Below are 25692 nucleotides of genomic sequence, written 5' to 3'. Positions count from 1 at the left end.
GCGCGTTTCGGCCCCTGCGGCCTGGAGTTCTCCCGTCATGGAACAAACCAGCGGTCGTATCCTTCTTGTGGATGACGAAGCCGCCATCCTGCGGACCTTTCGTTTCTGCCTGGAAGACGCCGGCTACAGCGTGGCCACGGCCAACAGCGCGGCCCAGGCCGAGGCCCTGCTCCTGCGCCAGGTCTACGACCTCTGCTTTCTCGACCTGCGCCTGGGCGCGGACAACGGTCTGGACGTGCTGCAGCAGATGCGCATCCAGGCGCCCTGGATGCGGGTGGTGATTGTCACCGCCCACTCGGCCATCGACACCGCGGTGGACGCCATGCAGGCCGGCGCCGCCGACTACCTGGTGAAGCCCTGCAGTCCCGATCAGCTGCGCATGGCGGCGGCCAAGCAGCTGGAATTCCGCCAGCTCTCGGCGCGCCTGGAGGCCCTCGAGGGCGAGGTACGCAAATCCAGTGCCGGTCTCGATTCGCGCAGCCCGGCGATGATGAGCATCCTGGAGACCGCCCGACAGGTCGCCACCACCGATGCCAACGTGCTGATCCTCGGCGAGTCCGGTTCCGGCAAGGGCGAACTGGCCCGCGCCATCCACGCCTGGAGTCGCCGCGCCAAGAAGACCTTCGTCACCATCAACTGCCCGTCGCTGTCCGCCGATCTGATGGAAAGCGAGATGTTCGGCCATACCCGCGGCGCCTTCACCGGGGCCAGCGAGAGCACCCTCGGCCGGGTCAGCCAGGCCGATGGCGGCACCCTCTTCCTCGACGAGATCGGCGACTTCCCCCTGGCCCTGCAGCCCAAGCTCTTGCGCTTCATCCAGGACAAGGAATACGAGCGCGTCGGCGATCCGGTGACCCGTCGCGCCGACGTGCGCATCCTCGCCGCCACCAACCGCAACCTGGAACAGATGGTGGCGGAAAACGAATTCCGCGAAGACCTGCTCTATCGCCTCAACGTCATCGTGCTCAACCTGCCGCCGCTGCGCGAGCGCAAGGAAGACATCGTCGATCTGGCCGAGCGCTTTCTCGCCCGCTTCGTCAAGGACTACAACAGACCCGCCCATGGCTTCAGCGAGGCAGCCCTGGACGCCCTGCGCAATTATGGCTGGCCGGGCAACGTCCGCGAGCTGCGCAACGTCATCGAGCGGGCGAGCATCATCTGCGGCCAGGACCTGGTGGACGTCAACCACCTGGGCATGGGTGACAGCCCGGCCTCCAGCGGCGCCGCCAGCGCACCGCGGGTCGGCGAGGCGCTGAGTCTGGAAGCCCTGGAGCGCGCCCACATCGCCGCGGTGATGGCCACCAGCGAGACCCTCGACCAGGCCGCCAAGACGCTGGGCATCGACGCCTCCACGCTCTATCGAAAACGCAAGCAGTACGGGCTATGAAGCTGCCGATCAAGTTGCACACCCGCCTCTTTCTCAGCATCTCCGCCCTGATCGCCGTGGCCCTCATCGGGCTGCTGGTGGGCCTGGTCAGCGTCCTGCACCTGGCCCGCGAGCAGAGCGTCCAGACCCGCAGCAACCTGGACTTCATCAACCTGACGCTGAACATGCGCCAGGAGTTGAGCAACAGCCTGTTCCAGATGCTCGACGGTGCCCCGGATCCCCAGGTTCTGGTCGCTGCCCAGCAGCGCTTCGAACAGAATCTGCAAATGGTGCAGGGCGAGATGCACAAGCCTGAGCAACTGGCGGTACTGGAAGACGTCAAGCGCCGCTACGAGCGCTTCGCCGACTATCTGCGCTCCCCACCCGGCGGCTACAACCAGTTGCGCGCCGATCCGGATTTCCAGCAGACCCTCGACGCCCTGCGCAATCGCATCTACGACCTGCAAAAGAGCTATGTGGTGACCCTGGAGCGCATGCAGGACGAGGCCCATGACCGGGCGGTGATCATCGCCCTGCTGCTGGCGCTGATCGGCGTGGCCATCCTGGTCACCGGGGTGGTCACCGCCAACGGCATCGCCCGGCGCTTCACCGGGCCCATCGACGGCCTGGCCAAGGCCGCCGAACGCATCAGCCAGGGCAATTTCGACGTCCAGCTGCCCACCTCGCAGATCGCCGAGTTCACCCTGCTCAGCCGCCGCTTCGGCAACATGGCCCAGGCCCTGCACCGCCTCAGCCAGACCAATGTCGAGGCCCTGGTGGCCGGCCAGCGGCGCTTGCAGGCAGTGCTCGACAGTATCGACTACGGCCTGGTGATCCTGGATCCCCAGGGCAACATCGAGCACGCCAATCCGGTGGCCTGCCGCCAGCTGGGCTGGAACGAGAATCACCTGGGCGAATCCCTGATCGCCGCCCTGGAACGGCCGGAAATCGAGACCAGCGTACAACGGGTACTGGCCGGCGGCGCCCTGGACGCGGCGCCCGAAGACCTGGAGATCCGCGTCGACGACGAGGTGCGGCTGCTGGCCTGGAGTCTGACCCCGGTCAACCACGCCGACGGCCGCAGCGTGGGTGCGCTGATGGTGCTGCGCGATGTCACCGAGCAGCGCGCCTTCGATCGGGTGCGCAACGAATTCGTCCTGCGCGCCTCCCACGAATTGCGCACCCCGGTCACCGGCATGCACATGGCCTTCGGTCTGCTGCGCGAACGCCTCAAGGTGGCGCCGGAATCCCGCGAGGCCTTTCTGCTGCAGACGGTGGACGAGGAGACCCATCGCCTGGTGCAGTTGATCAACGACCTGCTGGACTATTCGCGCCACCAGAGCGGTCTGCAGCGTCCGGAAAAGTTGCCGAGCGAGATCGGCGACCTGCTGGAGGAAGCCCGCGCCCGCCACGCCGACGAGGCGCGCGAGCGCGATGTCGAGCTGGCCGTCGAGTTGCTGCATACGCCGCTGCCACGGGTCAGCCTGGACCCCAAGCAACTGAGCCGGGTGTTCGACAACCTGCTGAGCAATGCCCTGCGCCATACCCCGGCCGGCGGCCGTATCGTCATCCAGGCCATGCGCCAGAACGAGCAGCTGCTGATGGCGGTGCAGGACAACGGCGAGGGCATCGCCTACGCCCAGCAGGGCCGGGTATTCGAACCCTTCGTGCAGATCGGCAGCCAGAAGGGCGGCGCCGGCCTGGGCCTGGCCCTGTGCAAGGAAATCATCCGCCAGCACGGCGGCCGCATCGGCGTCGTCTCCCGCCCAGGCCAGGGCACCCAGATCTTCATGACCCTGCCGACCTGAGTCATCCCGGGCTGCTCTTACGGGCGGCACCGCGCTAGTCGACCCCGCTCCTGCCGGGACGAATGCAGCCAACCGCCTGCTCGGACAGCCCCCTCTCCCTCGGGGAGAGGGTTGGGGTGAGGGCGCCCCTCGCCACGGTGTCCCATTGGAAAAGGCTACGGGGCTGATCCCGCCAAATCGCGGCCATGCCGGTGCGCCGTAGCGACCGCTCCTACAGGAGCCGGACATCCTGTAGGAGCGGCCCATGGCCGCGATCAGCAAAACACCGGAATCCTACCGCAGCGTCCGCGCCAGCGCCTGGCGCCAGCCGGCATAGAGGTCGGGCACGGCGTTGGCGCGGGGTTCGTAGCGGCGACGTGGCCGTTCGAGATCGGCCAGGGCCGCGGCGTTCTGCCACCAGCCCAGGGCGTGGCCGGCCAGGTGGGCGGCGCCCAGGGCCGAGACCTCCGGCGACAGGCTGCAGATCACCGGGCGCTGCAGCAGGTCGGCCTGGAATTGCAGCAGCCATTCGTTGCGCGTGGCGCCGCCGTCCACCCAGAGTTCGTCCAGGGCCGTCGGGCTGTCTTGCTGCATGGCGTCGAAGACATCGCGAATCTGGTAGGCGATGGCCTCCAGCGCCGCACGCATCAGGTGCGCCCGTCCGCAATTCTCGCTGAGACCGCAGAACAGCCCCCGCGCCTCGGCGCGCCAATGCGGCGCACCGAGCCCCCCGAGTGCCGGGACGAAGTAGACGCCACCGTTGTCCGGCAGCGCCGCGGCTTCGGCGGCCAGGGCCTCCAGCTCTCCGGCGCCCCCCAGCAGCCGCGCCGTCCAGCCCACGGCGGCGCCGGTGTGGACGATATTGCCTTCCAGGGCAAAGGTCGGCGTATCCCCCAGGCGCCAGGCCAGGGTGGTGGCCAGGCCATGGGCGGAGACCACGGGTTCGGCAATGGGTGTCATCAATGAGGAGCCGGTGCCCAGGGTTGCCTTGACCTTGCCCGGGACGAAACCGCCCTGGCCGAACAGCGCCGCATGGGAGTCACCGATCATCGCCAGGATCGGCAGACCGGCCGGCAGCGGACCCTGGGCGCGGGTCTCGCCGAAGCAGCCGGCACTGGGACGGATCTCTGGCAGGGCCGCCCGGGGAATCCCGAACAGACTCAGCAGCTGCGGATCCCAGTCACCGCCGCGCAGATCGAGCAACTGGGTACGGGCGGCGTTGGCCGCGTCGATGAGAAAGCTCGTGCCACCGCTGAGTTGCCAGAGCAGCCAGCTGTCCACGGTGCCCAGGCAGATCTCGCCAGCGGCGGCGCGGGCCGTGCCGTCGGGAATCTGGTCGAGCAGCCAGCGCCATTTGCCGGCGGAAAACATCGGATCCAGCGCCAGGCCGCTGCGCTCGCGGATCAGCTCGCCGTGGCCGGCGGCGTGCAAGGCTTCGCACTGCGGCTGGGATCTCTTGCACTGCCAGCTCACCAGGGGGCCGAGCAACTGGCCGCTGCCGCGCTCCCAGGCCAGGGCGGATTCGCGCTGGTTGCTGATGGCGATGGCCGCCAGGGGGGCGTCCGTCTGGGCCAGGCAGTCGCCGATGGCGCCCTGCAGGGCCTGCCAGATGGCCAGGGGATCCTGCTCGGCATAGCCCGCCTGGGGATGCTGGACGGTCAGCGGCCGGGAACCGCGGGCCACGACCCGACCGGCGCGATCCACCAGGATCGCCTTGGCATTGGTGGTGCCCTCGTCGAGGGCGAGGATCAGCGGTTCGGCGGCCATGGCGGCTCCTTGTTCTTATCGGCTCACTACGCCAGAGCTCAGCGCAGGCGCTGCACCGCGGCGACGATCCCGGCAGCATCGATGCCGTGCTTGGCGCGGGTCGGCCCCCGGCCACCGGCGGCAGCATACTCGCCATCGGCGATGCCCAGGCGGATCAGCGGCACGCCCAGCGCGGCCTCGGCCATCACCTCGGCGACCAGGCTGCCCACCCCGCCATTGGCGTTGTGCTCTTCCACCGTGACCACCCCACCGCGGGCGGCGCAGAGGGCTTCGAGCAAGACCTCGCGCTGCAGCGGCCGGATCGACGACAGGTTGATCACCTGGGCGCTGATGCCCTGCTCGGCCAACAAGCGTGCGGCGTCCACCGCCTCGTGGACCACCGAACCCAGGGCCACCAGGCTGACGTCGTGCCCCTGGCGCAGCACGTCGACCTGACCGGGGACGAAGCGATAGTCGGGCCCGTGCAGATCGGGCAGCGCCTTGCCGTCCAGGCGGATATAGACCGGACCGTCATGGGCCAGGGCGTGTTCGACGATCTGCCGGCACTCGGCGCCATCGGCCGGGGCATAGATTTCCACGTGGCCGAAGCCGCGCATCACGGCGATGTCGTCGAGGCTGTGGTGGGTGCTGGCCAGGGGACCGTAGCTGGCCCCGGCGTTGAGGCCGAACATCTTGACGTTGGACCTGTTGTAGCAGACGTCCACCTTGACCTGTTCGTTGGCGCGGGAGATCAGGAAGGGCGCGGCGTTGCAGGTCACCGCCACCTTGCCGGCCAGGCCCAGGCCGGCGGCCACCCCGACCAGGGTCTGTTCGGCGATGCCGACGTTGACCAGGCGCTCCGGGAAGCGTTTGACGAAGGGGCCGATCTTGGCCGTGGAGGTGGAATCGCTCACCACCGGCACCAGGTCGACGCCGGCGTCCACCGCGGCGATGAAGGCCTCGACCATGACGCTGGCGAGATGGGCTCCGCCCGGGGTCTGGGTATCAGTGGCCATGGTCGAGCTCCTCCAGAGCAGCGGCGATCTCGTCGCCCTTGGGCACCCGGTGGTGCCATTCGGGTTTGCCTTCGATGAAGGAAACCCCCTTGCCTTTGACGGTGTTGGCGATCAGCACCTGGGGCTGGCCGCGGTGTTCACGCAGGGCTTCCAGGGTCTCCACCAACTGGGCCACGTCGTTGCCGTCGCACTCGACCACATGGAAGCCGAAGGCGCGCCACTTCTCGGCCAGGGGCTCCAGCGGCAGGATCTCGGCGGTGGGGCCGGCCAGTTGCAGACGGTTGTGGTCGACGATCACCGTCAGGTTGTCCAGCCGGTACTTGGCGGCGGTCAGCGCCGACTCCCAGTTGGAGCCCTCGCCCAGTTCGCCGTCGCCGGTCAGCACATAGACGCGCCGCGGACTGCCATCGCGTTGCGCGGCCAGGGCGATCCCAGTGGCCACGGGTAGGCCGTGGCCAAGGGCGCCGGTGTTGAGTTCGATGCCGGGGGTCTTCTGCCGCACCGGGTGGCCCGGCAGGTGGGAGTCGAAGTGCTGGTAGGTGTCGAGCCATTCCGGCGGAAAGTAGCCGGCTTCGGCCAGGCAGCAGTAGAGACCGCCGACGCCGTGGCCCTTGCTCTGGATGTAGATGTCGCGCCGGGGATCGGCGAGGCGTTCCGGGGCGACGTCGAGCAGGCGGAAGTAGAGGGTGGCGAGGATGTCGGTTTCCGACAGATCCGCCCCGGTGTGGCCGCCGGCGGGCGAGCCGGCATTGAGCTGGATGACGCGCCGGCGGATCAGCCGGGCCTTTTCGCGAATCTGCGCGACGTCGTACTGGAACGGATTCATCAGGCGACCCCCTCGGGTATCCGAAGCTGCAGTGGAGCAGACGCCTGCCGAGGTTTCAGTGGGCGTCTTATGAATATTTATTCGTCACTGAAAATATATTTATCATTTAGACCCCAATCCGCAGGGCCGTCAATAGCCATGAAGGGCCATCGGCGACCGGGTGTACGGGTAGAATGTGGGCCAGGATGCGGGATTGCCGAGGCCGTCGCGTTCGGCGCGCGGTGATGAAAAGGCGCTTGACTTCCATCCGGAACAGGCGGAGTCTGAATTAAAAATCAGGCACGCATAAATATTCAGGCGAGCCAGACACAAGAACAATAACCTCAGGAGAAGTGCGTGGACGCCAAAGCCCCAACCGCCTCGCCACCCGCCAAGCCCCTCGCCCGCCTGGCCCTGCGCCTGCCGCGCAACGTCGGCGGTCCGCTGATCGGCCTGGCGCTGCTGATCGCCGTGTTCTCCTTTGCCTCGGAGTATTTCTTCTCCGTGCGCAACGCCCTCAACATCCTCGACCAGGTGACCGTGCTCGGCATCCTGGCCATCGGCATGACCCTGGTCATCGTCATCGGCGGCATCGACCTCTCGGTGGGCTCGGTGCTGGCCTTTTCCATGATGCTGCTGGGCTGGCTCTATCAGGACATCGGCTGGCCGCTGGGCCTGGCGATTCCCGCCGCCATCCTCGGCGGCCTGGTCTGCGGGCTGGTCTCGGGCCTGCTCATCGCCCGCGCCCGGCTGCCCGCCTTCATCGCCACCCTGACCATGATGTCGGTGGCCCGCGGCCTGGCCAACATCCTCACCGACGGTCGCCAGATCGTCGGCTTTCCCGACTGGTTCACCAGCCTGGCCACGGTGCGGCACTTCGGCTTCCTCTCGGTCACCGTCGGGCTGTTTTTGCTGATGCTGCTGGTGGCCTGGGTGTTCCTGCGCTTTCGCGCCGGTGGTCGCAACCTCTATGCCATGGGCGGCAGCGCCGAGGTAGCGCGGTTGTCGGGCATCAAGGTGCGCACCATCACCATCTGGATCTATGCCCTAAGCGGCGCCCTGGCGGGTCTGGCGGCGGTGGCCATGGCGGCGCGGCTGGATTCGTCCCAGCCCAGCGCCGGCCTGTCCATGGAGCTGGATGCCATCGCCGCGGTGGTGATCGGCGGCGCCAGCCTCAGCGGCGGCGTCGGCAGCGTCGGTGGCACCCTGGTGGGAGTGCTGATCATCGGCGTGCTGCGCAACGGCCTGAATCTGCTGGGTGTCTCGCCCTTCGTGCAGCAGGTGATCATCGGCATCGTCATCGCCCTGGCCGTCACCCTGGACACCCTGCGCCGCCGTAACGGGCAGCGCTAGTTTAGAACTGCTTCGTCTCGTCACCGCAGTACAACAATAACAACGGAGTGCCATCCATGCTGACCCCCAAGAAGCTGTTGCTCAGTACCCTGTTCGCCGCCATCACCTGCACCGGCGCCCTCAATGCCCAGGCCAAGGAACTCACCGTGGGCCTGGCCGTGGCCAACCTGCAGGCCGACTTCTTCAACCAGATCAAGCAGGCCGTCGAGGCCGAGGGCAAGGCCAAGGGCATCAAGGTGATCACCGTGGACGCCCAGGGCAATTCGGCGACCCAGGTCAACCAGATCCAGGACCTGATCACCCGCCAGGTCGACGCCCTGATCTACATCCCGGCCGGCGCCACCGCCGCCGGTGTCCCGGTCAAGGCGGCCAAGGCCGCCGGCATCCCGGTGGTGGCGGTGGACCGCAACGCCCCCGACGCCCCGGGTGACACCTTCATCGCCAGCGACAGCGTCGCCGCCGCCCGCACCCTGGCCGAATACGTCGGCAAGGTCACCAACGGCAAGGGCCGCGTCGCCATCCTCCAGGGTCAGATCGGCACCACCCCGGAAAACGATCGCGCCAAGGGCTTCGCCGAAGGCCTGGCCAAGTTTCCCGAGCTGAAGGTGGTCGCCCAGCAGCCCGCCGAGTGGGCCCAGGACAAGGGCTTCGCCGTGGCTCAGGACATGCTCCAGCGCGATCCCAACATCAGCGTCTTCTTCGGCCGTGCCGACGCCATGGCCCTGGGCGCGGCCCAGGCGGTCAAGGTGGCCAACCTCGACCATCCGGTGACCATCGTCGGCTTCGACGGCGACGTGGCCGGCCTCAAGGCCGTGGCCGCCGGCACCCTGTCCGCCACCATGACCCAGCAGACCCGCAAGATGGGGCGCATGGCCCTGGAATCGGCGGTGGCGCTCAAGGAGGGCAAGCAGGTTCCCAAGGAGCAGCTGCAGGAGGCGATCCTGACCACCAAGGATAACGTCGCCCCCTTCATCGAGAACCACCCGTAACCACGATCTGCTGCGCGTCGGCCAACCTGCGTTGAATACAACCTGGATCGCCAGCCCGGTCGGAATGCTCATTTACCACTCGTAAACTTGAGCGCAAGCCCGGTCCGCGTCCTCAGCTGTATTCGCCTTGGTTGGCTCTAGCTCGCGAGATCGTGTTGGCTCCTGCCCCAGGTGCCTCCCTAGGGAGGCACCGTTTTAGCTCCCCCTTTCGGAGGCTCCATGTCCGCCGTCATGCCCTTGGAACAGCCCGCGGCCCTCAGCCTGAGAAACATCGGCAAGAAATACGCCGGCATCGAGGTGCTGAGCGGCGTGGACGTCGACATCCAGCCCGGCGAGGTCCTGGCCCTGCTCGGCGAGAACGGCGCCGGCAAGTCCACCCTGTCGTCGATCATCGCCGGCCTGGTGCCGCCCGAAGCCGGCGGGCGCATGACCTGGCTGGGTCGCGACTACGCCCCGGATTCTCCCGGCGCCGCCCTGGCCGCCGGCATCGGCCTGATCCACCAGGAGATCCGCCTGCTGCCGGAATTGACCATCGCCGAGAACATGTTCGTCGGGCGCCTGCCCATGCGCGGTGGCCGTATCGATCGCGCCTTCATGGAAACCGAGGCCCAGCGCCAGCTGGATCGCCTGGGCCTGAAGGTACCCGCCACGCGCACCGTGGCCGGCCTCAGCGTGGCCGCCCAGCAACTGGTGGAGATCGCCAAGGCGCTGACCCTCAAGGCGCGCCTGCTGATCCTCGACGAACCCACCGCGGCCCTGGGCGGCGAAGAGACCGAGTTGCTGTTCGCCCAGGTCGAGCGACTCAAGGCCGAGGGCGTCTCCTTCATCTACATCAGCCATCGCCTGGAAGAGATCGCGCGCATCGCCGACCGGGTGCTGGTCTTGCGCGACGGCCGCCAGATCGCCCTGCACGCCACCGCCCAGGTGCCGGTGCGGCAACTGGTGGAAGAGATGGTCGGCCGCAGCGTGGAGCGCATCTTCCCGGCCATGGCCGCGCCCGCTGCCCGCGAGGTGCTGCGGGTGAAGGGCCTGAGCTGCCGCGAGATGCCGCTCAAACACATCGATTTCAGCGTGCGCGCGGGCGAAGTCTTTGGCGTGGCCGGAGTGGTCGGTGCCGGGCGTACCGAGCTGGTCCGCGCCATCGCCGGCGCGGCCGAGCAGGTCACCGGCGAGCTGGTGCTGGAAGGCCAGGCCTGTCGCTTCGCCAGTCCCTACGACGCCATCCATGCCGGCATCGTGCTGGTGCCCGAGGATCGCAAGCAGCAGGGCGTGGTGGTCGATCACGCCATCGAGGAAAACCTCATCTATGGCAACACCGACCTGCTCGCCGGGGGCGGCTGGGTCTCGCCCGGCGGCCTGCGCGCCTTCGCCCGCAAGGCGGTGGCGCGGCTCGGCGTCAAGGGCCAGCCGGAGCAGGCCATCGCCGCCCTGTCCGGCGGCAACCAGCAGAAGGTGATCATCGCCAAGTGGCTGGCGCGCAATCCCAAGGTCTTCATCCTCGACGAGCCCACCCGCGGCATCGACGTCGGCGCCCGCGCCGCCATCTACCAGGTGATCGCCGAACTGGCGGCCACCGGCATGGCGGTGATCGTGGTCAGCTCGGACCTCGACGAGGTCCTCGGCCTGTCGCATCGGGTCATGGTGATGAGCCGTGGCCAGCAGATGGGCATTCTCGAACGTGAACAGGCCACTCCGGTGGCCGTGATGGAACTGGCGACCGCCTGACTAGGAGTTTTCCCATGCGTCTCTTCGATCTCGGCGGCCAGACCGCCTTCGTTACCGGTGCCGGCAGTGGCATCGGCCAGGCCATCGCCGTCGGACTGGCCGAGGCCGGCGCCCAGGTGGCCTGCTTCGACCTGCCCGGCAGCCGCGACCTCGCCGGTACCGTCGCGCGGATCCAGGCCCACGGCCGCCGCGCCCTGGCCCTGGAAGGGTCGGTGACCAGCGCCGCCGACCTGGAAGCCGCCGTGGCCCGTACCGAGGCCGAACTCGGCCCCCTGAGTCTCGCGGTCAACAGCGCCGGCATCGCCAACGCCCAGCCGGCCGAGGAGCTGGAACTGGAGCGCTGGCAGCGCATGCTCGACATCAACCTCACCGGGGTGATGCTCAGTTGCCAGGCCCAGGCGCGGGTCATGCTGCCGCGCGGCAAGGGCGCCATCGTCAACATCGCCTCCATGTCCGGCAGCATCGTCAACCGCGGCCTCCTGCAGGCCCACTACAACACCTCCAAGGCCGGGGTCATCCACCTGACCAAGAGCCTGGCGATGGAGTGGGCCGAGCGCGGCATCCGTGTCAACTGCATCAGCCCCGGCTACACCGCCACGCCGATGAACACCCGTCCCGAGGTGGCCGACCAGGTCAAGATCTTCGAGCAGACCACCCCCCTGGGCCGCATGGCCGAGGTGGAGGAAATGGTTGGTCCGGCGATCTTCCTCTGCAGCCCGGCCGCATCCTTTTGCACCGGGGTGGATCTCATCGTCGATGGCGGCTTCGTCTGCTGGTAACGCCTTTCACGATCTGCTGCGCGTCGGCCAAACGGCGTTGAAAAGACCTTCGGAATGCTCATTTACCGCTCGTAAACTCCGCTTCCTCAGGTCTTTTCGCCTAGTTTGGCTCTAGCTCGCGAGATCATCGCCTATAGCCCTAGGAGGTTTCACGTGGAACGTCGCTTCGCAGGTCAAACCGTGGTCATCACCGGCGGTTGTCGGGGCATCGGTGAGGGTATCGCCGAGCGCTTCGGGCGTGAGGGCGCCAACCTGGTGCTGGTCTCCAACGCCGAGCGGGTGCATGACACCGCCGCACGGCTGGCCGCCGAGACCGGGGCCGAGGTGCTGCCGCTGGTGGTGGACATCACCGACGAGGCGGCGGTGGCCGACCTCTATGCCCAGGCCGAGTCGCGCTTCGGCCGGGTCGACGTCTCGGTGCAGAACGCCGGGATCATCACCATCGATGCCTTCGACCGCATGCCGCGCGAGGACTTCGACCGCATCCTGCAGGTCAACACCACCGGCGTCTGGCTGTGCTGCCGCGAGGCGGCCAGGCGCATGGTCGCCGCCGGGCGTGGCGGACGCCTGATCAACACCAGCTCCGGCCAGGGGCGCCAGGGCTTCATCTACACGCCCCACTATGCGGCGAGCAAGATGGGCGTCATCGGCATCACCCAGAGCCTGGCCCACGAACTGGCGCGCCACGGCATCACGGTCAACGCCTTCTGCCCCGGCATCATCGAAAGCGAGATGTGGGACTACAACGACCGCGTCTGGGGCGAGATCCTTTCCACCCCGGAAAAGCGCTATGGCCAGGGCGAACTGATGCGGGAATGGGTCGGCAACATCCCCATGAAGCGCGCCGGCACCCCGGCCGATGTGGCCGGCCTGGTGGCCTTCCTCGCCTCGGCGGACGCCGCCTACATCACCGGCCAGGCGATCAATGTGGACGGTGGTCTGATCATGTCCTGATCGACCCCCGGGGACGCCAGGCCGCAAAAGCCTTGGCGTCCAGCGGGAGGCTGAGGGAAAATAGCGGGAAAATGCGCCTTTCTAACAGCCAAGTGCCTGCTTTTTGAGGGTTTGTCACGGCCGCCCCGGCCCGGCAGCCCTGGGTGCAACCTAGCCGCCGGTACCGGAAATCTGGATGAGTAATCTCGAAGAACAACGCCTGCTGACCAAGATCGCCTCCCTCTACTACGAAGAAGGGCTCAAGCAGTCGCAGATCTCCGAACAGCTCGACCTGTCGCAATCCTTCGTCAGCCGTGCCCTGAGCCGAGCGCTCAAGGAAGGCATCGTGCGCATCTCGGTGCAGCGCCCGCGCAACTTCCACCTGGAGCTGGAGCGCCAGCTGCAACAGCGCTACGGCATCCGCCAGGCGATCGTGGTGGAGCCCACCGGTGACGACGAAGAGGCCATCAAGCAGGCCATCGGCTCGGCCGCCGCCCACTATCTGGAAACCAGCGTCACCGAAAAGGACCACATCGGTATCTCCTCCTGGAGCTCCACCATCCGCGCCATGGTCGGCCACATGCACCGCGGCAGCAGTCGTCAAGGCGCGACCGAGGTGGTGCAGCTGCTCGGCGGGGTCGGCAACAAGGGCGCCTTCGAAGCCACCCTGCTGACCCAGCAACTGGCCAATCTGCTGGGTTGCCCGGCCTATCTGCTGCCGTCCCAGAGCATCGAGCAGTCGCCGGAAAGTCGCCAGCGCATCCTGCAGCTGGACGAGGTGCGCGAGGTCACCGAACGCTTCGCCCGGCTCACCGTGGCCCTGGTCGGCATCGGCGAGCTGGAGCCGTCGCAGCTCCTGCGCAACAGCGGCAACTATCACGGCGAGGCCATGCTGGAAGTGCTCGCCGCCCGCGGCGCGGTGGGCGACATCTGCCTGAGGTACTTCGACGCCCAGGGCCGACCGGTACTGGACGACAGTGAAGAGACCGTGGTCGCGGTGGACCTGCCGCAACTGCTGAAGATCGACCGCGTGGTGGGTCTGGCCGGGGGCCTGCGCAAGGTCAATGCCATCCGCGGCGCGCTGCAGGGCGGTTATCTGGATGTCCTGGTGGTCGATCTGCGCACTGCCCTGGCGCTGGTCCCCTGATCCACGCAAGCGGCTGCCAGAACCAGGCCGGAAAACGCGATTTGCTGCCAAACGGCCCACCCGGCACGGAAATCTTTGGCAACATTCGGCAAGGACTGATCCGTAAGCTGTAGGACGACTGTTCTCTGGATAGCGTCCCATGCCCTCAGCGTCTTCGGCTTCGGCCACTGCCCTGCCCGCCTCCCAGCGGGCCGCCGCCCTCTCGGCGCGTCTCGATCGCCTGCCGGCCACCCGCAGCCTGTGGCGCCTGGTGGCCCTGCTGTCCATCGGCGGTTTCTTCGAACTCTACGACCTGTTCCAGACCGCCTACATCAGCCCCGGGCTCCTGCGCGATGGCGTCTTCCAGACCGGCGCGGCCGGGGTGTTCGGGGTCTCCGATCAGGCCGCCTTCGCCGCGGCCACCTTTCTCGGCCTGTTCGTCGGCGCCAGCCTGCTCAGCCCCATTGCCGACCGCTTCGGCCGCCGGGCGATCTTTACCTGGGCACTGGTCGGCTACACCCTGGCGACCCTGGCCATGGGTCTGCAGACCACCGCCCTGGGGCTGATCGCCCTGCGCTTCGTGGTGGGCATCGGCCTGGGCCTGGAGCTGGTGACCATCGACGCCTATCTGTCGGAGCTGGTGCCCAAGGCCATGCGCACCTCGGCCTTCGCCTTTGCCTTCGCCCTCCAGTTCCTCTCGGTGCCGGCGGTGGCGCTGCTGTCCTGGTGGCTGGTGCCCCAGGCGCCGCTGGGCATTTCCGGCTGGCGCTGGGTGGTGCTGTCCAGTGCCGTCTTCGCCCTGTTCATCTGGTGGCTGCGCCAGCGCCTGCCCGAATCGCCGCGCTGGCTGGCGCAGCAGGGCCGGCTGGACGAAGCCGAACAGGGCGTGGAGCGCCTGGAAGCCGCCTGCCAGGCCGACAGCGGCCAGCCGCTGCCGCCACCCGCGGCGATCGTCGAAGAACGCGCCGTGAGCGCGCGCTTCGCGGCGCTGTGGCAACCGCCCTATCGGCGCCGGGTGATCATGCTGATCGTCTTCAACCTGTTCCAGGCCATCGGCTTCTTCGGCTTCGGCAACTGGCTGCCGGCGCTGCTCTCCGGCCAGGGCGTGAGCCTGACCCACAGCCTGGGCTATGCCTTCGTCATCACCCTCGCCTATCCGCTGGGACCGCTGCTGTTCGTGCGCATCGCCAACCGCTTCGAGAACAAGTGGCAGATCGTCGGCTCCGCCCTGGGGACGGTGGGCTTCGGCAGCCTGTTCGCCCTGCAGCAGGGCGCCCTCGGTCTGATCCTCTGTGGCGTCGGCATCACCTTCTGCAACGCCTGGCTGACCTTTGCCTTCCACTCCTACCAGGCGGAGCTGTTCCCCACCGCCATCCGCGCCCGGGCGGTGGGTTTCTGCTATTCCTTCAGCCGGTTGTCGACGGTGTTCAGCAGCCTGCTGATCGGCACCCTGCTGGAGCGCCTGGGCACCCCGGGCGTGCTGGCCTTCATCGTCGCCAGCATGCTGATCGTGGTGCTGACCATCGGCCTGTTCGGCCCGCGCACCCGCAATCGGGCGCTGGAAGACATCGCCCGCTGAGGCAGGCCCGCGGTCAGAGGCGGAATTGCCGGACCGCGCCGTTCAGGTCGCCGGCCAGGCGCGCCAGGTCGGTGCTGGCGGCGGCGGTCTGCTCGGCCCCGGCGGCGTTCTGGGTGGAGAGGTCGCGGATGCTGGTGAGGTTGCGATCCACCTCGCGCGCCACCTGGGCCTGCTCCTCGGTGGCCGCGGAAATGCTCAGGTTGCGCTCGTTGATCTGCACGATGTGGCGAGCGATCTCGGCCAGCGCCTCGCCGGCGGCAGCGGCCACCGTCAGGCAGGCACCGGCCTGCTGATTGCTGGTGGCCATGGCGTCCACCGCCTTGCCGGCGCCGCCCTGGATGGCACCGATCATGTCTTCGATCTCGCCGGTGGACTGCTGGGTACGGGCCGCCAGGGCACGCACCTCGTCGGCCACCACGGCAAAGCCACGCCCGGCATCCCCGGCGCGCGCCGCTTCGATGGCGGCGTTGAGCGCCAGCAGATTGGTCTGCTCGGCGATGCCGCGGATCACGTCGAGCACCCCGCTGATGCGCTGCACCTGGCCCGCCAGGCCGTCGATCTCGCCGCTGCTGGAAGCCACCGCGCTGTGCAGGGCATGAATGGTGGCGAGGGTTTCCTCGACCCGGCGCTGACCGAGATCGGCCGAGGTGCGCGAGTCCTGGGCGGCAGCGCTGGCAGCCGCGGCATTGCGCGCCACCTCCTCCACCGCGGCGGTCATCTGATTGACGGCGGTGGCCGCCTGGGCCAGCTCGTCGTTTTGCCGCTGGATGCCGCGCAGGCCGGTCTCGGTGACCGTCGACAGCTCTTCGGAGGTGGACGCCAGGGTGGTGGACGACAGGGTCAGCCGTTCCAGGGTGCCGCGCAGGTTGTCCTGCATCCGCGCCATGGCCGCCAGCAGCCGGCCGGGTTCGTCGCGCCCGTCGGGCTCGATCGTCCGGCTGAGATCGTTGGCAGCGATGCGCTCGGCCACCGCCAGGGCCTTTTCCAGCGGCCCGGTGAGGCTGCGGGTGAAGCGCCAGGCCAGCAGCAGGGTACCGGCCAGGGCCGCCACCATCACCGCCACGGTGATGGCGATGGCGTTGTGGTAGCTGGCCATGGAGGCGGCGGCCAGGCGCGTGACCTTGCCATCGACCAGCCCGGCGAGTTCGTTGACGGTGGCGCTCAGGGCATTGCCGCTGTGGGCCATCTCGCCGTCCTGCCCGGCCAGCTTGAGCAACTCGGCGTCGTTCTGGTCGTCCAGCGCCTTGAGATAGCGATTCTGGTTGTTCAGGTAGGTGGCTAGCTGGCCGGTCATCCGGGTGTAGACCGCCCGCCCGGAGTCGGTGAGCAACAGGCCGTCGAACTGGCGCACATGCTGTTCCAGGCTGGCCTTGGCCGCGTCGATGGCCTTGTGCACCGCCTGGGTCTCGGCGTTGGAACTGGCCAGCATCAACCCCTGGTTCTGCATGCGCAGACTCAGCAGATCGGCGCGGATCTCGCCGATGGTCTGGACGCTGGGGATGACGTTGCCGACGATCTGCTCCTCGCTCTCCTTGATGACCCGATTCTGGCCCAGGGAAAACAACCCCAGGCCGATCACCAGCAGGGCGAAGAAACCAAAGGCGACCAGGGCCCGCGGGGCGATGTTGAGGGAGCGTAGCTTCACCGGGAAGACCTCGAAAAATGATTAGCCCCCTCATGATCGGCCAAACGGCGCCAGGCTTTAGGGCTCGCCGGCGCCGGATGGACGAAATGCCGCCTAAACCTCCTCCGCCTCGTTTAACCGCGTCTGCGCCAGACGTTTCGCCCCGGCCACGTCGGCCTTGCCGATTCCCAGTTTCGGCAGGCTGTCCACCGCCAGCCAGGCCGAGGGCAGCAGTAGTCCGCCCACCCCCTGGGCCAGCAGGGTCTTCTCCACCGCCGCGGCGTCCAGGGCGCCGGTATGCAGCACCACGATGCGCTCGCCCTTTCGGGCATCCGGCAGATTGACCGCCTGCAGCTCGATCTCCGGATCGGCCACCGCCCTGGCCAGGGCCTGCTCCACGGCGCCTAGGCTGACCATCTCGCCGCCGATCTTGGCGAAGCGCGAATAGCGGTCGACGATGGTGAGAAAGCCGTCCTCGTCCAGCCGACCCTGGTCGCCGGTCACATACCAGCGCTCGCCGTCGATCTCGCGGATGGCCTTGGCGGTGCGCTCGGGATCGTTCAGGTAGCCCTGCATCAGCTGCGGCCCGCCGATCAGCACCATGCCGGCCTCGCCGGTGGGCAATTCGGCAAAGGTCTGGGGATCGACGATCTTGAAGCCGGTCCCCGGCAGCGGCATACCCACGGTGCCGAGCTTGCCGCCGCGCTGCACCTGCAGGTAGCTGACGTCCAGGGCATCGGGCAGGTTGACCGAGGCCACCGGGGCGGTCTCGGTGGCGCCGTAGCCTTCGTAGATGTCCTGGTTGAACTTGAGCTTGAAGGCCTCGCGCACCGCCGGATCCAGGCGTTCGGCGCCGGCCACCACGATGCGCAGGCTCTCCAGCATCAGCGGATGCACCTTGGTGTTGCGCACGAACAGCCGCAGGAAGGTCGAGGTGCCGCAGAGCACCGTGGCGCGATGGGTCGCCACAGCCTTGGCGATGCCGGCCACGTCGGTAGGATCGGCCTGGCAGACCACCGGCACCCCCTCGATCAGCGGCAGGAACTGGGTCACCGTAAGACCGAAGGCGTGGAACAGCGGCAGCGAGGCCATGAAGACGTCGTCGTCCTGGGTATTGAGCACGTCCGAGGTCTGCTTGAGATTGGCCATCAGGTTGCGATGACTGAGCATCACCCCCTTGGGCGTGCCCTCGCTGCCACTGGAGAAGAGGATGGCGGCGGTGGCCTCGGGATCGTGGGCGCGACTCACCAGCACCTGCAGCATGGCGGTCGGCAGCAGCCAGACCGCCAGCCAGTTGGCCAGCAACTCGGCCTTGCCGATCCCGGCGCGCAATGCCTCCAGATCCACCACCTCGCGCCCGGCGAGCAACTCGTCCACCGGCAGGCCGCGCTGGCGCAGGCGGTCGAGAAAGCGCGTCGAGGTGTAGACGGTGCGGATACCGGCCTGGTCCAGGCCCGACGCCAGGGCTTCGGGCGTGGCCGTGTAGTTGAGATTGACCAGCGTCTTGCCGGCCAGCAGCACCGCCATGTTGGCCAGCATGCCGCCGCTGCTGGTGGGCAGCAGCAGACCCAGATTGGCCTCGGGCCGCTTGCGCATCCGCCGCGCCAGGCAGGCGGCGCCGGTGAGCGCCTGGGCGGCCTTGAGCGGAGCGCCCAGGTCGTCGATCAGCGCCAGGCCATTGGGTCGGCGCTTGACGCTGGCCACCCAGGCATCGGCCAACGACGGCAGGCCCTGCATGTAGCGCTCCCAGGAGCGGATCGACAGCTCGAAGATCCGCCGCTTGAGCACATCGGCCGGGGTGTCCTTGGCCAGCGCCTTGCCAAAGGCCACCACCACCTCGCGGTGCAGCGGACTGTCGCGCAGTTCCTTGAGCTTGCTGGAGGAGCGCGAGAACTGGCTGCCCCAGAGGCCGCGCAGGTAGAAGGGCACGATCTGCACCTCGGGCCCGACCCGCTCGCAGGCCTTTTCGTAGCCGCGGCGGAATTCGCCGAGTTGCCCGGTGCGGCTGATCGCCCCTTCCGGAAACAGGCAGACCACCTCGCCCGCGCTGAGCAATCCCGCCACCTGCTCCAGCGCCGCCCCGGCACCGTTGCCCTGGGCGATGGGCAGGCAGCCCATGGCCTTGAGGAAGGGCTTCAGGTACCAGCGCTCATAGATGGAGCGCAGCATCACGAAGCGCACCGGGCGCGGACTGGCGATCTGCACCATGGCCCAGTCGACCCAGCTGATGTGATTGCCCAGCAGCAGCACCCCGCCCTGGGCCGGCAGGTTCTGCAGCCCCTGCACCTGGATGCGGTAGTGGCGGGTGACCATCAGGCCGAGCAGAAAGCGCACCAGACTCTGCGGCAGCTTCCACACCGTGTAGGCGCCGCCGATCAGCGCTACCGCGGCGATCAGCAGCAGCAGCCAGCGACTGTCCAGGCCGAGCAGGGCGATCACCGCGGTGAGCACCAGAAAGCTCAGCATGGCGACGTTCTGCACCCAGTTGTTGGCCGCCAGCACCGTGCCGAGCTGGTCTTCCCGGGCATGGAACTGGATCAGCGCATTGAGCGGAACGATGAACAGCCCGCCCATCAGCCCGATGAAGACGAAGTTGAGCGCATGCACCAGCGCCGAACTGGGCGCCGGCAGCCACCACAGACCGAGGGCGATGCCCAGCGCGCCCACCGGGATCAGGCCGGTCTCGATGCGCCCGCGCGAGGCCCGGCTGGCCAGCGCCGAGCCGAGGGCGATGCCGATTCCGGCGCAGGCCAGGATGCCCTGCAGCAGCAACACGTTGTCGATGCCCAGGTGATCCTTGGCATAGGCCGGAAAGCTCGCCAGCAGCACCTGGCCCACCGACCAGAACACCGCGAGGCCGATGATCGACAGGCGGATCACCGGATTCTCGCCGATCACCGCCAGGTTCTGCCGGGCGCTCTGCAGCCGCACATAGGCATGCCAGTCGAAGGGCGCGCGCGGCCTGGGCTCTTCCAGCAGCGGCAGGCGATAGAGCAGCGCCACCTCGGCCAGGCTGCAGAGCACCAGCAGCCAGCCCAGCGGGGCGATGTCCTGCAGGATGGCGTGAGGCGTGGCCTGGTCCGCGCCCAGGTGCAGCTGGAAGAAGGCGGTGAAGACCACGGTGCCGGCGAGGATGGCGATGATGGAATTGGCCTGCACCAGGCCATTGCCCTCGGCCAGCCGCTGCTTGCCGAACAGCGCCTTGATGTAGCCGTACTTGGCCGGCGAATAGAAGGTCGCCTGGATGGCCAGCAGGAGCGTCATGGCAAAGGCCAGCTCGAACAGCCCGGCGTAGTAGGCCAGGGTGATGCCGAGGGTGATGGCCACCGCCGCCCAGCCGCCGAGGCGCAGCACCCGCACCTTGGCGAAGCGATCGGCGACATGGCCGGAGGGGCTGAACAGCAGGATGAAGGGCAGCAGCATCATGCCGTTGACCAGCGCGGTCAGCACCACCTGGGTGGAACCGTCATAGACCTTGAACACGGTGTTCTGGATGACGATCTTGTGGCCAAGATCGACGAAGGCGTTGAGAAAGACGGCGATCAGGTAGGGCCAGGCCCCCTTGATCCGGTGCAGCTTGTCCATGCGGAGTCTCTTTCGAGCAGGGGAGTCCGTAGCCTGAGTGAGACGCTCTGGCAGCGCAAGCAGCGCCATTGGTCAACAAATATGCGAATCAGGGCTATACAAGCTCGCGAAAGCGCGTATGGTGTAGGCACTGCTACTGCAATAGTTACTCGATACCTGCTTGATGTTGCTTCATTTTCATCTCCTGGCTCGTCTCACTCTCGCATTACAGTCCCGCTAGCGAATGTCTCGCTAACGTGGTTGTTCCCCCTACATCCTGGAGATACTCATGTCCAATCGTGAAAATGGCACCGTCAAGTGGTTCAACGATGAGAAAGGCTACGGCTTCATCACCCCGGAAAGCGGCGCCGACCTGTTCGTGCACTACCGCTCCATCGAAAGCGCCGGCTTCAAGAGCCTGAGCGAAGGCCAGAAGGTCACTTTCGTGGCTGTCAAAGGCCAGAAGGGTATGCAAGCTGACCAGGTTCAAGTCGTTTAACGACTGATCCGGTTGCAGAAAGGCCCCACTTCGGTGGGGCTTTTTCGTTTCTGGGATTCGGGTTTTGCGGGATTGCCCATCTCCGCCACAAAGACGCTGATTGCCCAAACCACCCAAAGCCTCAGGCGCGCCCAATGCCCCTTCCAGCAGGGCGAACGCAATCGTTGCGCAAGGGGTCGAGCGGCATGGATGCCGCGAGAGTCGCGAGGGCCATGGAAGGCCCTTCGCGGCGGGCCCCTGGAGCGGCGATGGAGGGAGTGGACCCCGGCGCAGCCGGGGCCGGATGGAGGGGCAAGCGTTTTTGGTTACTTTTGTCCGGGGCGCGCAGCCGCGACTGGCAAAAGTGACTCGCCCGAGGGGGCGAAACAAGAGGTAGCCGCAAACCTCGATAATCAGCCAAACAGCCCTGGCATTGGCTTACCCCTTGTCATACGCCCGCTCCAACGCCTCATTGAGCGTCCGCACCACCTTCACCCGGGCGAACCTCTTGTCGTTGGCCTCCACCAGGGTCCAGGGCGCGATGGCGGTGCTGGTCTGGACCACCATGTCGTTGACCGCCTGGCTGTAGAGATCCCACTTGTCCCGGTTGCGCCAGTCGTCCTCGGTGATCTTGAAACGCTTGAAGGGCGTTTCCTCGCGGGCGCGAAAGCGTTCGAGCTGGGTGTCCTGGTCGATGGCCAGCCAGAACTTGGCCAGCACGATACCGGCGTCGTGGAGCTGTTCCTCGAAGTCGTTGATCTCGCCATAGGCCCGCTGCCAGTCGGCGACGGGCGTCAGCTCCTCGACCCGCTCCACCAGCACCCGGCCGTACCAGGAGCGATCGAAGATGGTGAAGTTGGCCTGCCGCGGGATGTGCCGCCAGAAGCGCCAAAGATAGGGCTGGGCCAGCTCCTCGTCGCTGGGTGCGGCAACCGGGACGATGCGGTACTGGCGCGGATCCAGGGCGCCGGTGACCCGGCGGATGGCGCTGCCCTTGCCGGCGGCGTCGTTGCCCTCGAAGGCCGCCACCAGGGCGTGGCGGCGATACTTCTTGTCGCGCAGCAGGCGCGCCAGGCGCGCCTGTTCGGCGAGCAGCTGGTCTTCGTAGTCGGCCTTGTCCAGGCGCTGGGTCAGATCCATGGCTTCCAGCACGCCGCGGCCATCCACCGGCGGCGGTACCACGGCGGCAGCCCGGCGCTGCTTGCGCGGCTTGTTGACCAGGGCGCGCTGCAGCGCCTTGAGCAGCACGGTGCCGACGGTCAGGCTGCGAAAGCGCTCGTCGAAGCCGGGCACCACGTGCCAGGGGGCGTAGTCGTGGTGGGTTCGCCGCACCACCCGTTCGCCCTCCTTGACGAAACGGTCGTAGACCTTGGCCTGGCGCCAGTCCAACGGGCTGAGCTTCCAGCCCAGGCGGGGATCGTTCTTGAGGTGCTTCAGGCGCTGCTTGAGCTGGGGCTTGGAGAGGTGGAACCAGAACTTGAGGATCAGCGCACCTTCGTCGGCCAGCATGCGCTCGAAGCGTTCCGCCTGGCCAATGGCGGCATCCAGCTCGACGCGACTGAGTTCCTTGTTGACCCGGCCGTGCAGCATCTGGCTGTACCAGTTGCCAAAGAAGGCGCCGGTCCGGCCCTTGCCCGGTAGGCGCTGCCAGTAGCGCCAGGCTGGTGGATGCTGGCGCTCCTCGGCGGTGGGCTGGAGAAAGGTCTCGACGCGGATCAGGCGCGGATCCATCCACTCGTTGAGCAGCTTGACCGTCTCGCCCTTGCCCGCCCCCTCGATGCCATTGATCAGCACGATCACCGGGAAACGGCCCTGCGCCTTGAGTTCGTACTGGGCGGCCAGCAGTGCCTCGCGCAGCTTGGGTAGCTTGGCGTCGTAGGTGGCCTCATCGAGCAGGTGTTCGTTTTCGGCGGCTTCGAACATCCGGATCTCCTTGCGCAGGTGGTCGGGCAACTATAGCCCTTCTGACCCGGCCTGCGGCAGGCGGTGCCCGGCGCCAGGCGGTATGAAGGAAATATGACGTTTAGATGAAATTTGGCATCTCCCGCTGTCGTGGAGGTCTTTCATACCGTTACGCTCCCGCGCAAGCGGGTGTGGCAGTCCACCTATTGAGGAGAGTTCGATGGCCTTTCGTTTCGATGCACGGCAACCGGCTGACGAGGAAGTCCGCCGCGTGGTGACGGATCGTCTGGTGCAGGCTGAAGCGTCCCTGGCGAGCGGTACCCCCAAGGGCGTCCACGAGACGCGCAAGCGCCTCAAGGAATTGCGCGCCCTCCTGCGGCTGCTGCACGGCGCCCTGGGCAAGCGCGCCTTCGCCAGTCGCAATCGGCGTCTGCGCGATCTGGGCCGGGAGCTGTCGTCGCTGCGCGACAGCGCCGCCCTGGTGGAAAGCTGGGACAAGCTGGGCGAATCCGACCGCAAGAGATTCGCCTCGCCGGCCATGAAGCGCGTGCGGCAGCGGCTGCAGGAGCGCGCCGACCAGCAGATCGCCGCGGCCAGCGGCCATCCCGAACTGCTCGAGGAACTGACCGCCATGCGTGAGGAGGTGGCCGGCTGGAAACTGTCCGGCAAGGGCTTCGCCCTTTTCGCCCGCGGCCTGGAAGACAACTACAAGGCCGGGCGCCAGGCGCTCAAGACCGCGCGCGACAAGCCCACCGACGATACCCTGCACGACTGGCGCAAGCGGGTGAAGGATCACTGGTATCACACCCAGCTGCTCGCCGCGGCCTGGCCGGCGGAATTCAAGACGCGGCAGAAGAGCCTCAAGCGCCTGTCGGAATACCTGGGCGACGATCACGACCTGGCGGTGATGCAGCAGCTGCTGCTGGACGAGCCGACCCTGTTCGGCGCCAGCAACACCCGCCTGGCGATCGGCGAAAGCCTGGCCCAGCAGCGCGAGCGGCTGCAGGCGAAGGCCTTTTCCCTGGGCCTGCGCCTCTATCTGGACAAGCCCACTGCCCTCGCCGAACGCTGGCGGGATCTCTGGCGGCTGGCCAGCCGCCCCTATGCCCCGCGCAAGACCAAGGGCCAGAGCGCCAAGGCCCCTGCCGGACTGCTGCCGCACCTGGTCGAGGAATCGTCAGTCTAACGTCTGCGCCAGACGGGATTTGTCGCGCGTGCTGGTGGTCCAAGTCCGGGCACACCACCACGCCGAGGTCTCGCGATGAAATCCAAGCTGCTCGCTTCCCTGTTCGCCTGTTCCGTCCTGGCCAGCACCGCCGCCCTGGCCGACCAGCCCGGTGCCGACTGGATGCCCATGAACGACGTCAAGTCCAAGCTCATGGAGCAGGGCTACACCTCGATCACCAAGATCGAAGCCGATGACGGTCAGTGGGAAGGCGAAGGCATGAAGAAGGATGGTATGAAGTACGACTTCCATGCCGACGCCAAGACCGGCAAGATCACTAAGGAAAAGATGGACATGTGATCTCTCGGGGATCCGGCCACGCGCTCGGATCCCCACCGACACCTGCGCCTCTTCCTGCCCGCTCTCTGCCTGGTCGGCTCGTCCTGAGCCACCTTCTTGTCACCTAGGAACCCCCATGTACAGTACCGCTTTGGTCGAGCTGCTGCGCACCCACGAGCGGTCGCTGCTCGATGCCTGGATCGGCGCCCAGCGCGCGGCCGGCATGCGCATCGACCTGCTCGATGAAACCACCATCCTGGCCAACTCCGCCGAATTGCTGCGCCGCATCACCGTGGCCGCCGCCCAGGGCCTGGGCAATCTGCGCGAGCCGCACTGGCAGCCGGTGCGCGCGCTGCTGGAGCGCTTCTCCTTCGACCAGAGTCGCGCGGGCTTGACGCCCGCGCAGACGGCGACCTTCGTCTTCTCGCTCAAGGAACCGCTGTTCAACCTGATCCAGAACGAGTGCGACGATCCCCTCGCCGAGATCTGGGCCGCCACCCGGCTGATCGACGAGCTCGGTCTGTACAGCATGGAAAGCTTCATGAGCGGTCGCGAGACGGTGATCCGCGAGCAGCAGGAAAGCATGCTGGAACTGTCCACCCCGGTGGTGGAGCTGTGGGACGGCATCCTGGCCATCCCGCTGATCGGCGCGCTGGACAGCAACCGCACCCAGGTGGTGATGGAGTCGCTGCTGGAAAAGATCGTCCAGACCGGGTCGGACATCGCCATCATCGACATCACCGGCGTACCCACGGTGGATACCATGGTCGCCCAGCACCTGCTCAAGACGGTGACCGCCGCCCGGCTGATGGGCGCCCAGTGCATCATCAGCGGCATCCGCCCGCAGATCGCCGCCACCATCGTCCACCTGGGCGTGGACCTGGGCGACGTCATCACCAAGGCGTCCCTGGCCGATGCCTTCCGCCTGGCCCTGCGCCAGCAGGGCGTGCGCCTGGCCGCCCCGGCCGCCAAGGGTTAGGGAGCGCCTCATGATCGAGCGGATTCCGATTCTCAAGCTTGGACCCTTCCTGCTGCTGAGCATCCAGGTGGACATGCACGACCAGCTGGCGCTGGACCTGCAGGAAGACCTCACCGAGCAGATCGTGCGGCACAAGGCCAAGGGCGTGCTCATCGACATCTCGGCGCTGGAAATCGTCGACTCCTTCATTGGCCGGATGCTCTCCCACATCGCCCAGGTCTCGCGCATCCTCGATGCCAAGGTGATCGTGGTCGGCATGCAGCCGGCGGTGGCCATCACCCTGGTGGAACTGGGGCTATCGCTGGAAGGCATCGCCACGGCGCTGAACATGGAAAAGGGCATGCGCCGGCTGGAAGCCATGGTCGCCGCGGACGAATCGCTGGAGGAGTCAGAGGGTGGCGAAGACACAGACGCTTCCACTCCGCCAGGAGACTGAC

At 67.3% G+C, this 25692-nt stretch carries 19 protein-coding genes and 2 pseudogenes; 14 read left to right on the top strand and 7 right to left on the bottom strand.

Annotation, left to right across the window (positions count from 1 at the left end; translation table 11 throughout):
• Nucleotides 1–37 precede the first annotated feature (37 nt).
• Together algB and QKY98_RS05265 are read left to right on the top strand one after the other, a co-directional pair.
• Nucleotides 38–1387 (top strand): sigma-54-dependent response regulator transcription factor AlgB, encoded by a 1350-nt coding sequence (algB, locus tag QKY98_RS05270; protein WP_042135059.1) that lies wholly within the window; start codon nucleotides 38–40, stop codon nucleotides 1385–1387.
• Complete coding sequence (locus QKY98_RS05265; RefSeq protein WP_284670446.1) at nucleotides 1384–3174, top strand: ATP-binding protein; 1791 nt, start codon at nucleotides 1384–1386, stop codon at nucleotides 3172–3174. The genes algB and QKY98_RS05265 overlap by 4 nt, the downstream gene beginning before the upstream one ends.
• A 273-nt stretch (nucleotides 3175–3447) precedes the next feature.
• Here the strand turns inward: QKY98_RS05265 and QKY98_RS05260 are convergent, their stop codons facing one another.
• Genes QKY98_RS05260 through QKY98_RS05250 form a run of 3 tightly spaced genes read right to left on the bottom strand, consistent with a single transcriptional unit; the run spans nucleotide 3448 to nucleotide 6741 of the window.
• Complete coding sequence (locus QKY98_RS05260) at nucleotides 3448–4920, bottom strand: FGGY family carbohydrate kinase (protein WP_150340342.1); 1473 nt, start codon at nucleotides 4918–4920, stop codon at nucleotides 3448–3450.
• A gap of 38 nt (nucleotides 4921–4958) precedes the next feature.
• A complete protein-coding gene (locus QKY98_RS05255; protein ID WP_150340340.1) occupies nucleotides 4959–5915 on the bottom strand; it encodes a transketolase family protein in 957 nt (318 codons plus the stop codon).
• The gene (locus QKY98_RS05250) at nucleotides 5905–6741 is read right to left on the bottom strand and encodes a transketolase (protein WP_027600546.1); all 837 of its coding nucleotides are present in this window, start codon (nucleotides 6739–6741) and stop codon (nucleotides 5905–5907) included. The genes QKY98_RS05255 and QKY98_RS05250 overlap by 11 nt, the downstream gene beginning before the upstream one ends.
• Before the next feature lie 336 nt (nucleotides 6742–7077).
• Between QKY98_RS05250 and QKY98_RS05245 the strand changes: the two genes are divergently transcribed.
• The 7 genes from QKY98_RS05245 to QKY98_RS05215 all read left to right on the top strand — a co-directional run bounded on the left by QKY98_RS05245 (nucleotide 7078) and on the right by QKY98_RS05215 (nucleotide 15204).
• The gene (locus QKY98_RS05245; RefSeq protein WP_027600545.1) at nucleotides 7078–8073 is read left to right on the top strand and encodes an ABC transporter permease; all 996 of its coding nucleotides are present in this window, start codon (nucleotides 7078–7080) and stop codon (nucleotides 8071–8073) included.
• A 56-nt stretch (nucleotides 8074–8129) separates the two neighbouring features.
• Nucleotides 8130–9062, top strand: a complete 933-nt coding sequence (locus QKY98_RS05240) for a sugar ABC transporter substrate-binding protein (RefSeq protein ID WP_027597270.1) — start codon at nucleotides 8130–8132, stop codon at nucleotides 9060–9062.
• Between the two features lie 219 nt (nucleotides 9063–9281).
• The gene (locus tag QKY98_RS05235; RefSeq protein ID WP_027597269.1) at nucleotides 9282–10787 is read left to right on the top strand and encodes a sugar ABC transporter ATP-binding protein; all 1506 of its coding nucleotides are present in this window, start codon (nucleotides 9282–9284) and stop codon (nucleotides 10785–10787) included.
• 14 nt (nucleotides 10788–10801) lie between these two features.
• The gene (locus QKY98_RS05230) at nucleotides 10802–11566 is read left to right on the top strand and encodes an SDR family oxidoreductase (protein ID WP_027600543.1); all 765 of its coding nucleotides are present in this window, start codon (nucleotides 10802–10804) and stop codon (nucleotides 11564–11566) included.
• 153 nt (nucleotides 11567–11719) lie between these two features.
• Nucleotides 11720–12520: an SDR family oxidoreductase gene (locus QKY98_RS05225; RefSeq protein ID WP_027597267.1), complete on the top strand. Its 801-nt coding sequence runs from the start codon at nucleotides 11720–11722 to the stop codon at nucleotides 12518–12520.
• A gap of 175 nt (nucleotides 12521–12695) precedes the next feature.
• Nucleotides 12696–13646, top strand: coding sequence for a sugar-binding transcriptional regulator (locus QKY98_RS05220; protein ID WP_027600541.1), 951 nt, complete (start codon nucleotides 12696–12698; stop codon nucleotides 13644–13646).
• Between the two features lie 139 nt (nucleotides 13647–13785).
• Nucleotides 13786–15204: an MFS transporter gene (locus tag QKY98_RS05215; protein ID WP_027597265.1), complete on the top strand. Its 1419-nt coding sequence runs from the start codon at nucleotides 13786–13788 to the stop codon at nucleotides 15202–15204.
• A gap of 13 nt (nucleotides 15205–15217) precedes the next feature.
• Here QKY98_RS05215 and QKY98_RS23920 read toward each other — a convergent pair.
• The 3 genes and pseudogenes from QKY98_RS23920 to QKY98_RS05205 all read right to left on the bottom strand — a co-directional run.
• Nucleotides 15218–15814 (bottom strand): annotated as a pseudogene (locus tag QKY98_RS23920) (methyl-accepting chemotaxis protein); the annotation flags it as partial.
• A 309-nt stretch (nucleotides 15815–16123) separates the two neighbouring features.
• A pseudogene (locus tag QKY98_RS23915) lies at nucleotides 16124–16783 on the bottom strand (MCP four helix bundle domain-containing protein); the annotation flags it as partial.
• A gap of 159 nt (nucleotides 16784–16942) precedes the next feature.
• Nucleotides 16943–20413, bottom strand: coding sequence for an acyl-[ACP]--phospholipid O-acyltransferase (locus tag QKY98_RS05205; protein WP_284670444.1), 3471 nt, complete (start codon nucleotides 20411–20413; stop codon nucleotides 16943–16945).
• Nucleotides 20414–20681: 268 nt separating this feature from the next.
• Between QKY98_RS05205 and QKY98_RS05200 the strand changes: the two genes are divergently transcribed.
• Nucleotides 20682–20891, top strand: a complete 210-nt coding sequence (locus QKY98_RS05200; protein WP_007160189.1) for a cold-shock protein — start codon at nucleotides 20682–20684, stop codon at nucleotides 20889–20891.
• A gap of 417 nt (nucleotides 20892–21308) precedes the next feature.
• Here the strand turns inward: QKY98_RS05200 and pap are convergent, their stop codons facing one another.
• Nucleotides 21309–22793, bottom strand: a complete 1485-nt coding sequence (pap, locus tag QKY98_RS05195; RefSeq protein ID WP_284670443.1) for a polyphosphate:AMP phosphotransferase — start codon at nucleotides 22791–22793, stop codon at nucleotides 21309–21311.
• A gap of 199 nt (nucleotides 22794–22992) precedes the next feature.
• Between pap and QKY98_RS05190 the strand changes: the two genes are divergently transcribed.
• The 4 genes from QKY98_RS05190 (at nucleotide 22993) to QKY98_RS05175 (ending at nucleotide 25691) form a co-directional block, all read left to right on the top strand.
• Nucleotides 22993–23958 (top strand): CHAD domain-containing protein, encoded by a 966-nt coding sequence (locus tag QKY98_RS05190; RefSeq protein WP_042135039.1) that lies wholly within the window; start codon nucleotides 22993–22995, stop codon nucleotides 23956–23958.
• A gap of 75 nt (nucleotides 23959–24033) precedes the next feature.
• Nucleotides 24034–24297 (top strand): PepSY domain-containing protein, encoded by a 264-nt coding sequence (locus QKY98_RS05185; protein WP_007160186.1) that lies wholly within the window; start codon nucleotides 24034–24036, stop codon nucleotides 24295–24297.
• Between the two features lie 115 nt (nucleotides 24298–24412).
• Nucleotides 24413–25255 (top strand): STAS domain-containing protein, encoded by an 843-nt coding sequence (locus tag QKY98_RS05180; protein ID WP_169854581.1) that lies wholly within the window; start codon nucleotides 24413–24415, stop codon nucleotides 25253–25255.
• 10 nt (nucleotides 25256–25265) lie between these two features.
• Nucleotides 25266–25691, top strand: coding sequence for an STAS domain-containing protein (locus QKY98_RS05175; RefSeq protein WP_007160184.1), 426 nt, complete (start codon nucleotides 25266–25268; stop codon nucleotides 25689–25691).
• Nucleotide 25692: the final 1 nt, after the last annotated feature.

It is taken from the genome of Pseudomonas sp. HR1, assembly GCF_030175875.1.
GTDB classification, from domain to species: domain Bacteria; phylum Pseudomonadota; class Gammaproteobacteria; order Pseudomonadales; family Pseudomonadaceae; genus Chryseomonas; species Chryseomonas oryzihabitans.
This window is presented reverse-complemented; position numbering and strand designations above follow the sequence as displayed.

Coding starts and splice junctions, on each gene's coding strand:
- algB (WP_042135059.1), top strand. CDS start 38: ATGGAACAAACCAGCGGTCGTATCCTTCTTGTGGATGACGAAGCCGCC.
- QKY98_RS05265 (WP_284670446.1), top strand. CDS start 1,384: ATGAAGCTGCCGATCAAGTTGCACACCCGCCTCTTTCTCAGCATCTCC.
- QKY98_RS05260 (WP_150340342.1), bottom strand. CDS start 4,920: ATGGCCGCCGAACCGCTGATCCTCGCCCTCGACGAGGGCACCACCAAT.
- QKY98_RS05255 (WP_150340340.1), bottom strand. CDS start 5,915: ATGGCCACTGATACCCAGACCCCGGGCGGAGCCCATCTCGCCAGCGTC.
- QKY98_RS05250 (WP_027600546.1), bottom strand. CDS start 6,741: ATGAATCCGTTCCAGTACGACGTCGCGCAGATTCGCGAAAAGGCCCGG.
- QKY98_RS05240 (WP_027597270.1), top strand. CDS start 8,130: ATGCTGACCCCCAAGAAGCTGTTGCTCAGTACCCTGTTCGCCGCCATC.
- QKY98_RS05235 (WP_027597269.1), top strand. CDS start 9,282: ATGTCCGCCGTCATGCCCTTGGAACAGCCCGCGGCCCTCAGCCTGAGA.
- QKY98_RS05230 (WP_027600543.1), top strand. CDS start 10,802: ATGCGTCTCTTCGATCTCGGCGGCCAGACCGCCTTCGTTACCGGTGCC.
- QKY98_RS05220 (WP_027600541.1), top strand. CDS start 12,696: ATGAGTAATCTCGAAGAACAACGCCTGCTGACCAAGATCGCCTCCCTC.
- QKY98_RS05215 (WP_027597265.1), top strand. CDS start 13,786: ATGCCCTCAGCGTCTTCGGCTTCGGCCACTGCCCTGCCCGCCTCCCAG.
- QKY98_RS05205 (WP_284670444.1), bottom strand. CDS start 20,413: ATGGACAAGCTGCACCGGATCAAGGGGGCCTGGCCCTACCTGATCGCC.
- QKY98_RS05200 (WP_007160189.1), top strand. CDS start 20,682: ATGTCCAATCGTGAAAATGGCACCGTCAAGTGGTTCAACGATGAGAAA.
- pap (WP_284670443.1), bottom strand. CDS start 22,793: ATGTTCGAAGCCGCCGAAAACGAACACCTGCTCGATGAGGCCACCTAC.
- QKY98_RS05190 (WP_042135039.1), top strand. CDS start 22,993: ATGGCCTTTCGTTTCGATGCACGGCAACCGGCTGACGAGGAAGTCCGC.
- QKY98_RS05185 (WP_007160186.1), top strand. CDS start 24,034: ATGAAATCCAAGCTGCTCGCTTCCCTGTTCGCCTGTTCCGTCCTGGCC.
- QKY98_RS05180 (WP_169854581.1), top strand. CDS start 24,413: ATGTACAGTACCGCTTTGGTCGAGCTGCTGCGCACCCACGAGCGGTCG.
- QKY98_RS05175 (WP_007160184.1), top strand. CDS start 25,266: ATGATCGAGCGGATTCCGATTCTCAAGCTTGGACCCTTCCTGCTGCTG.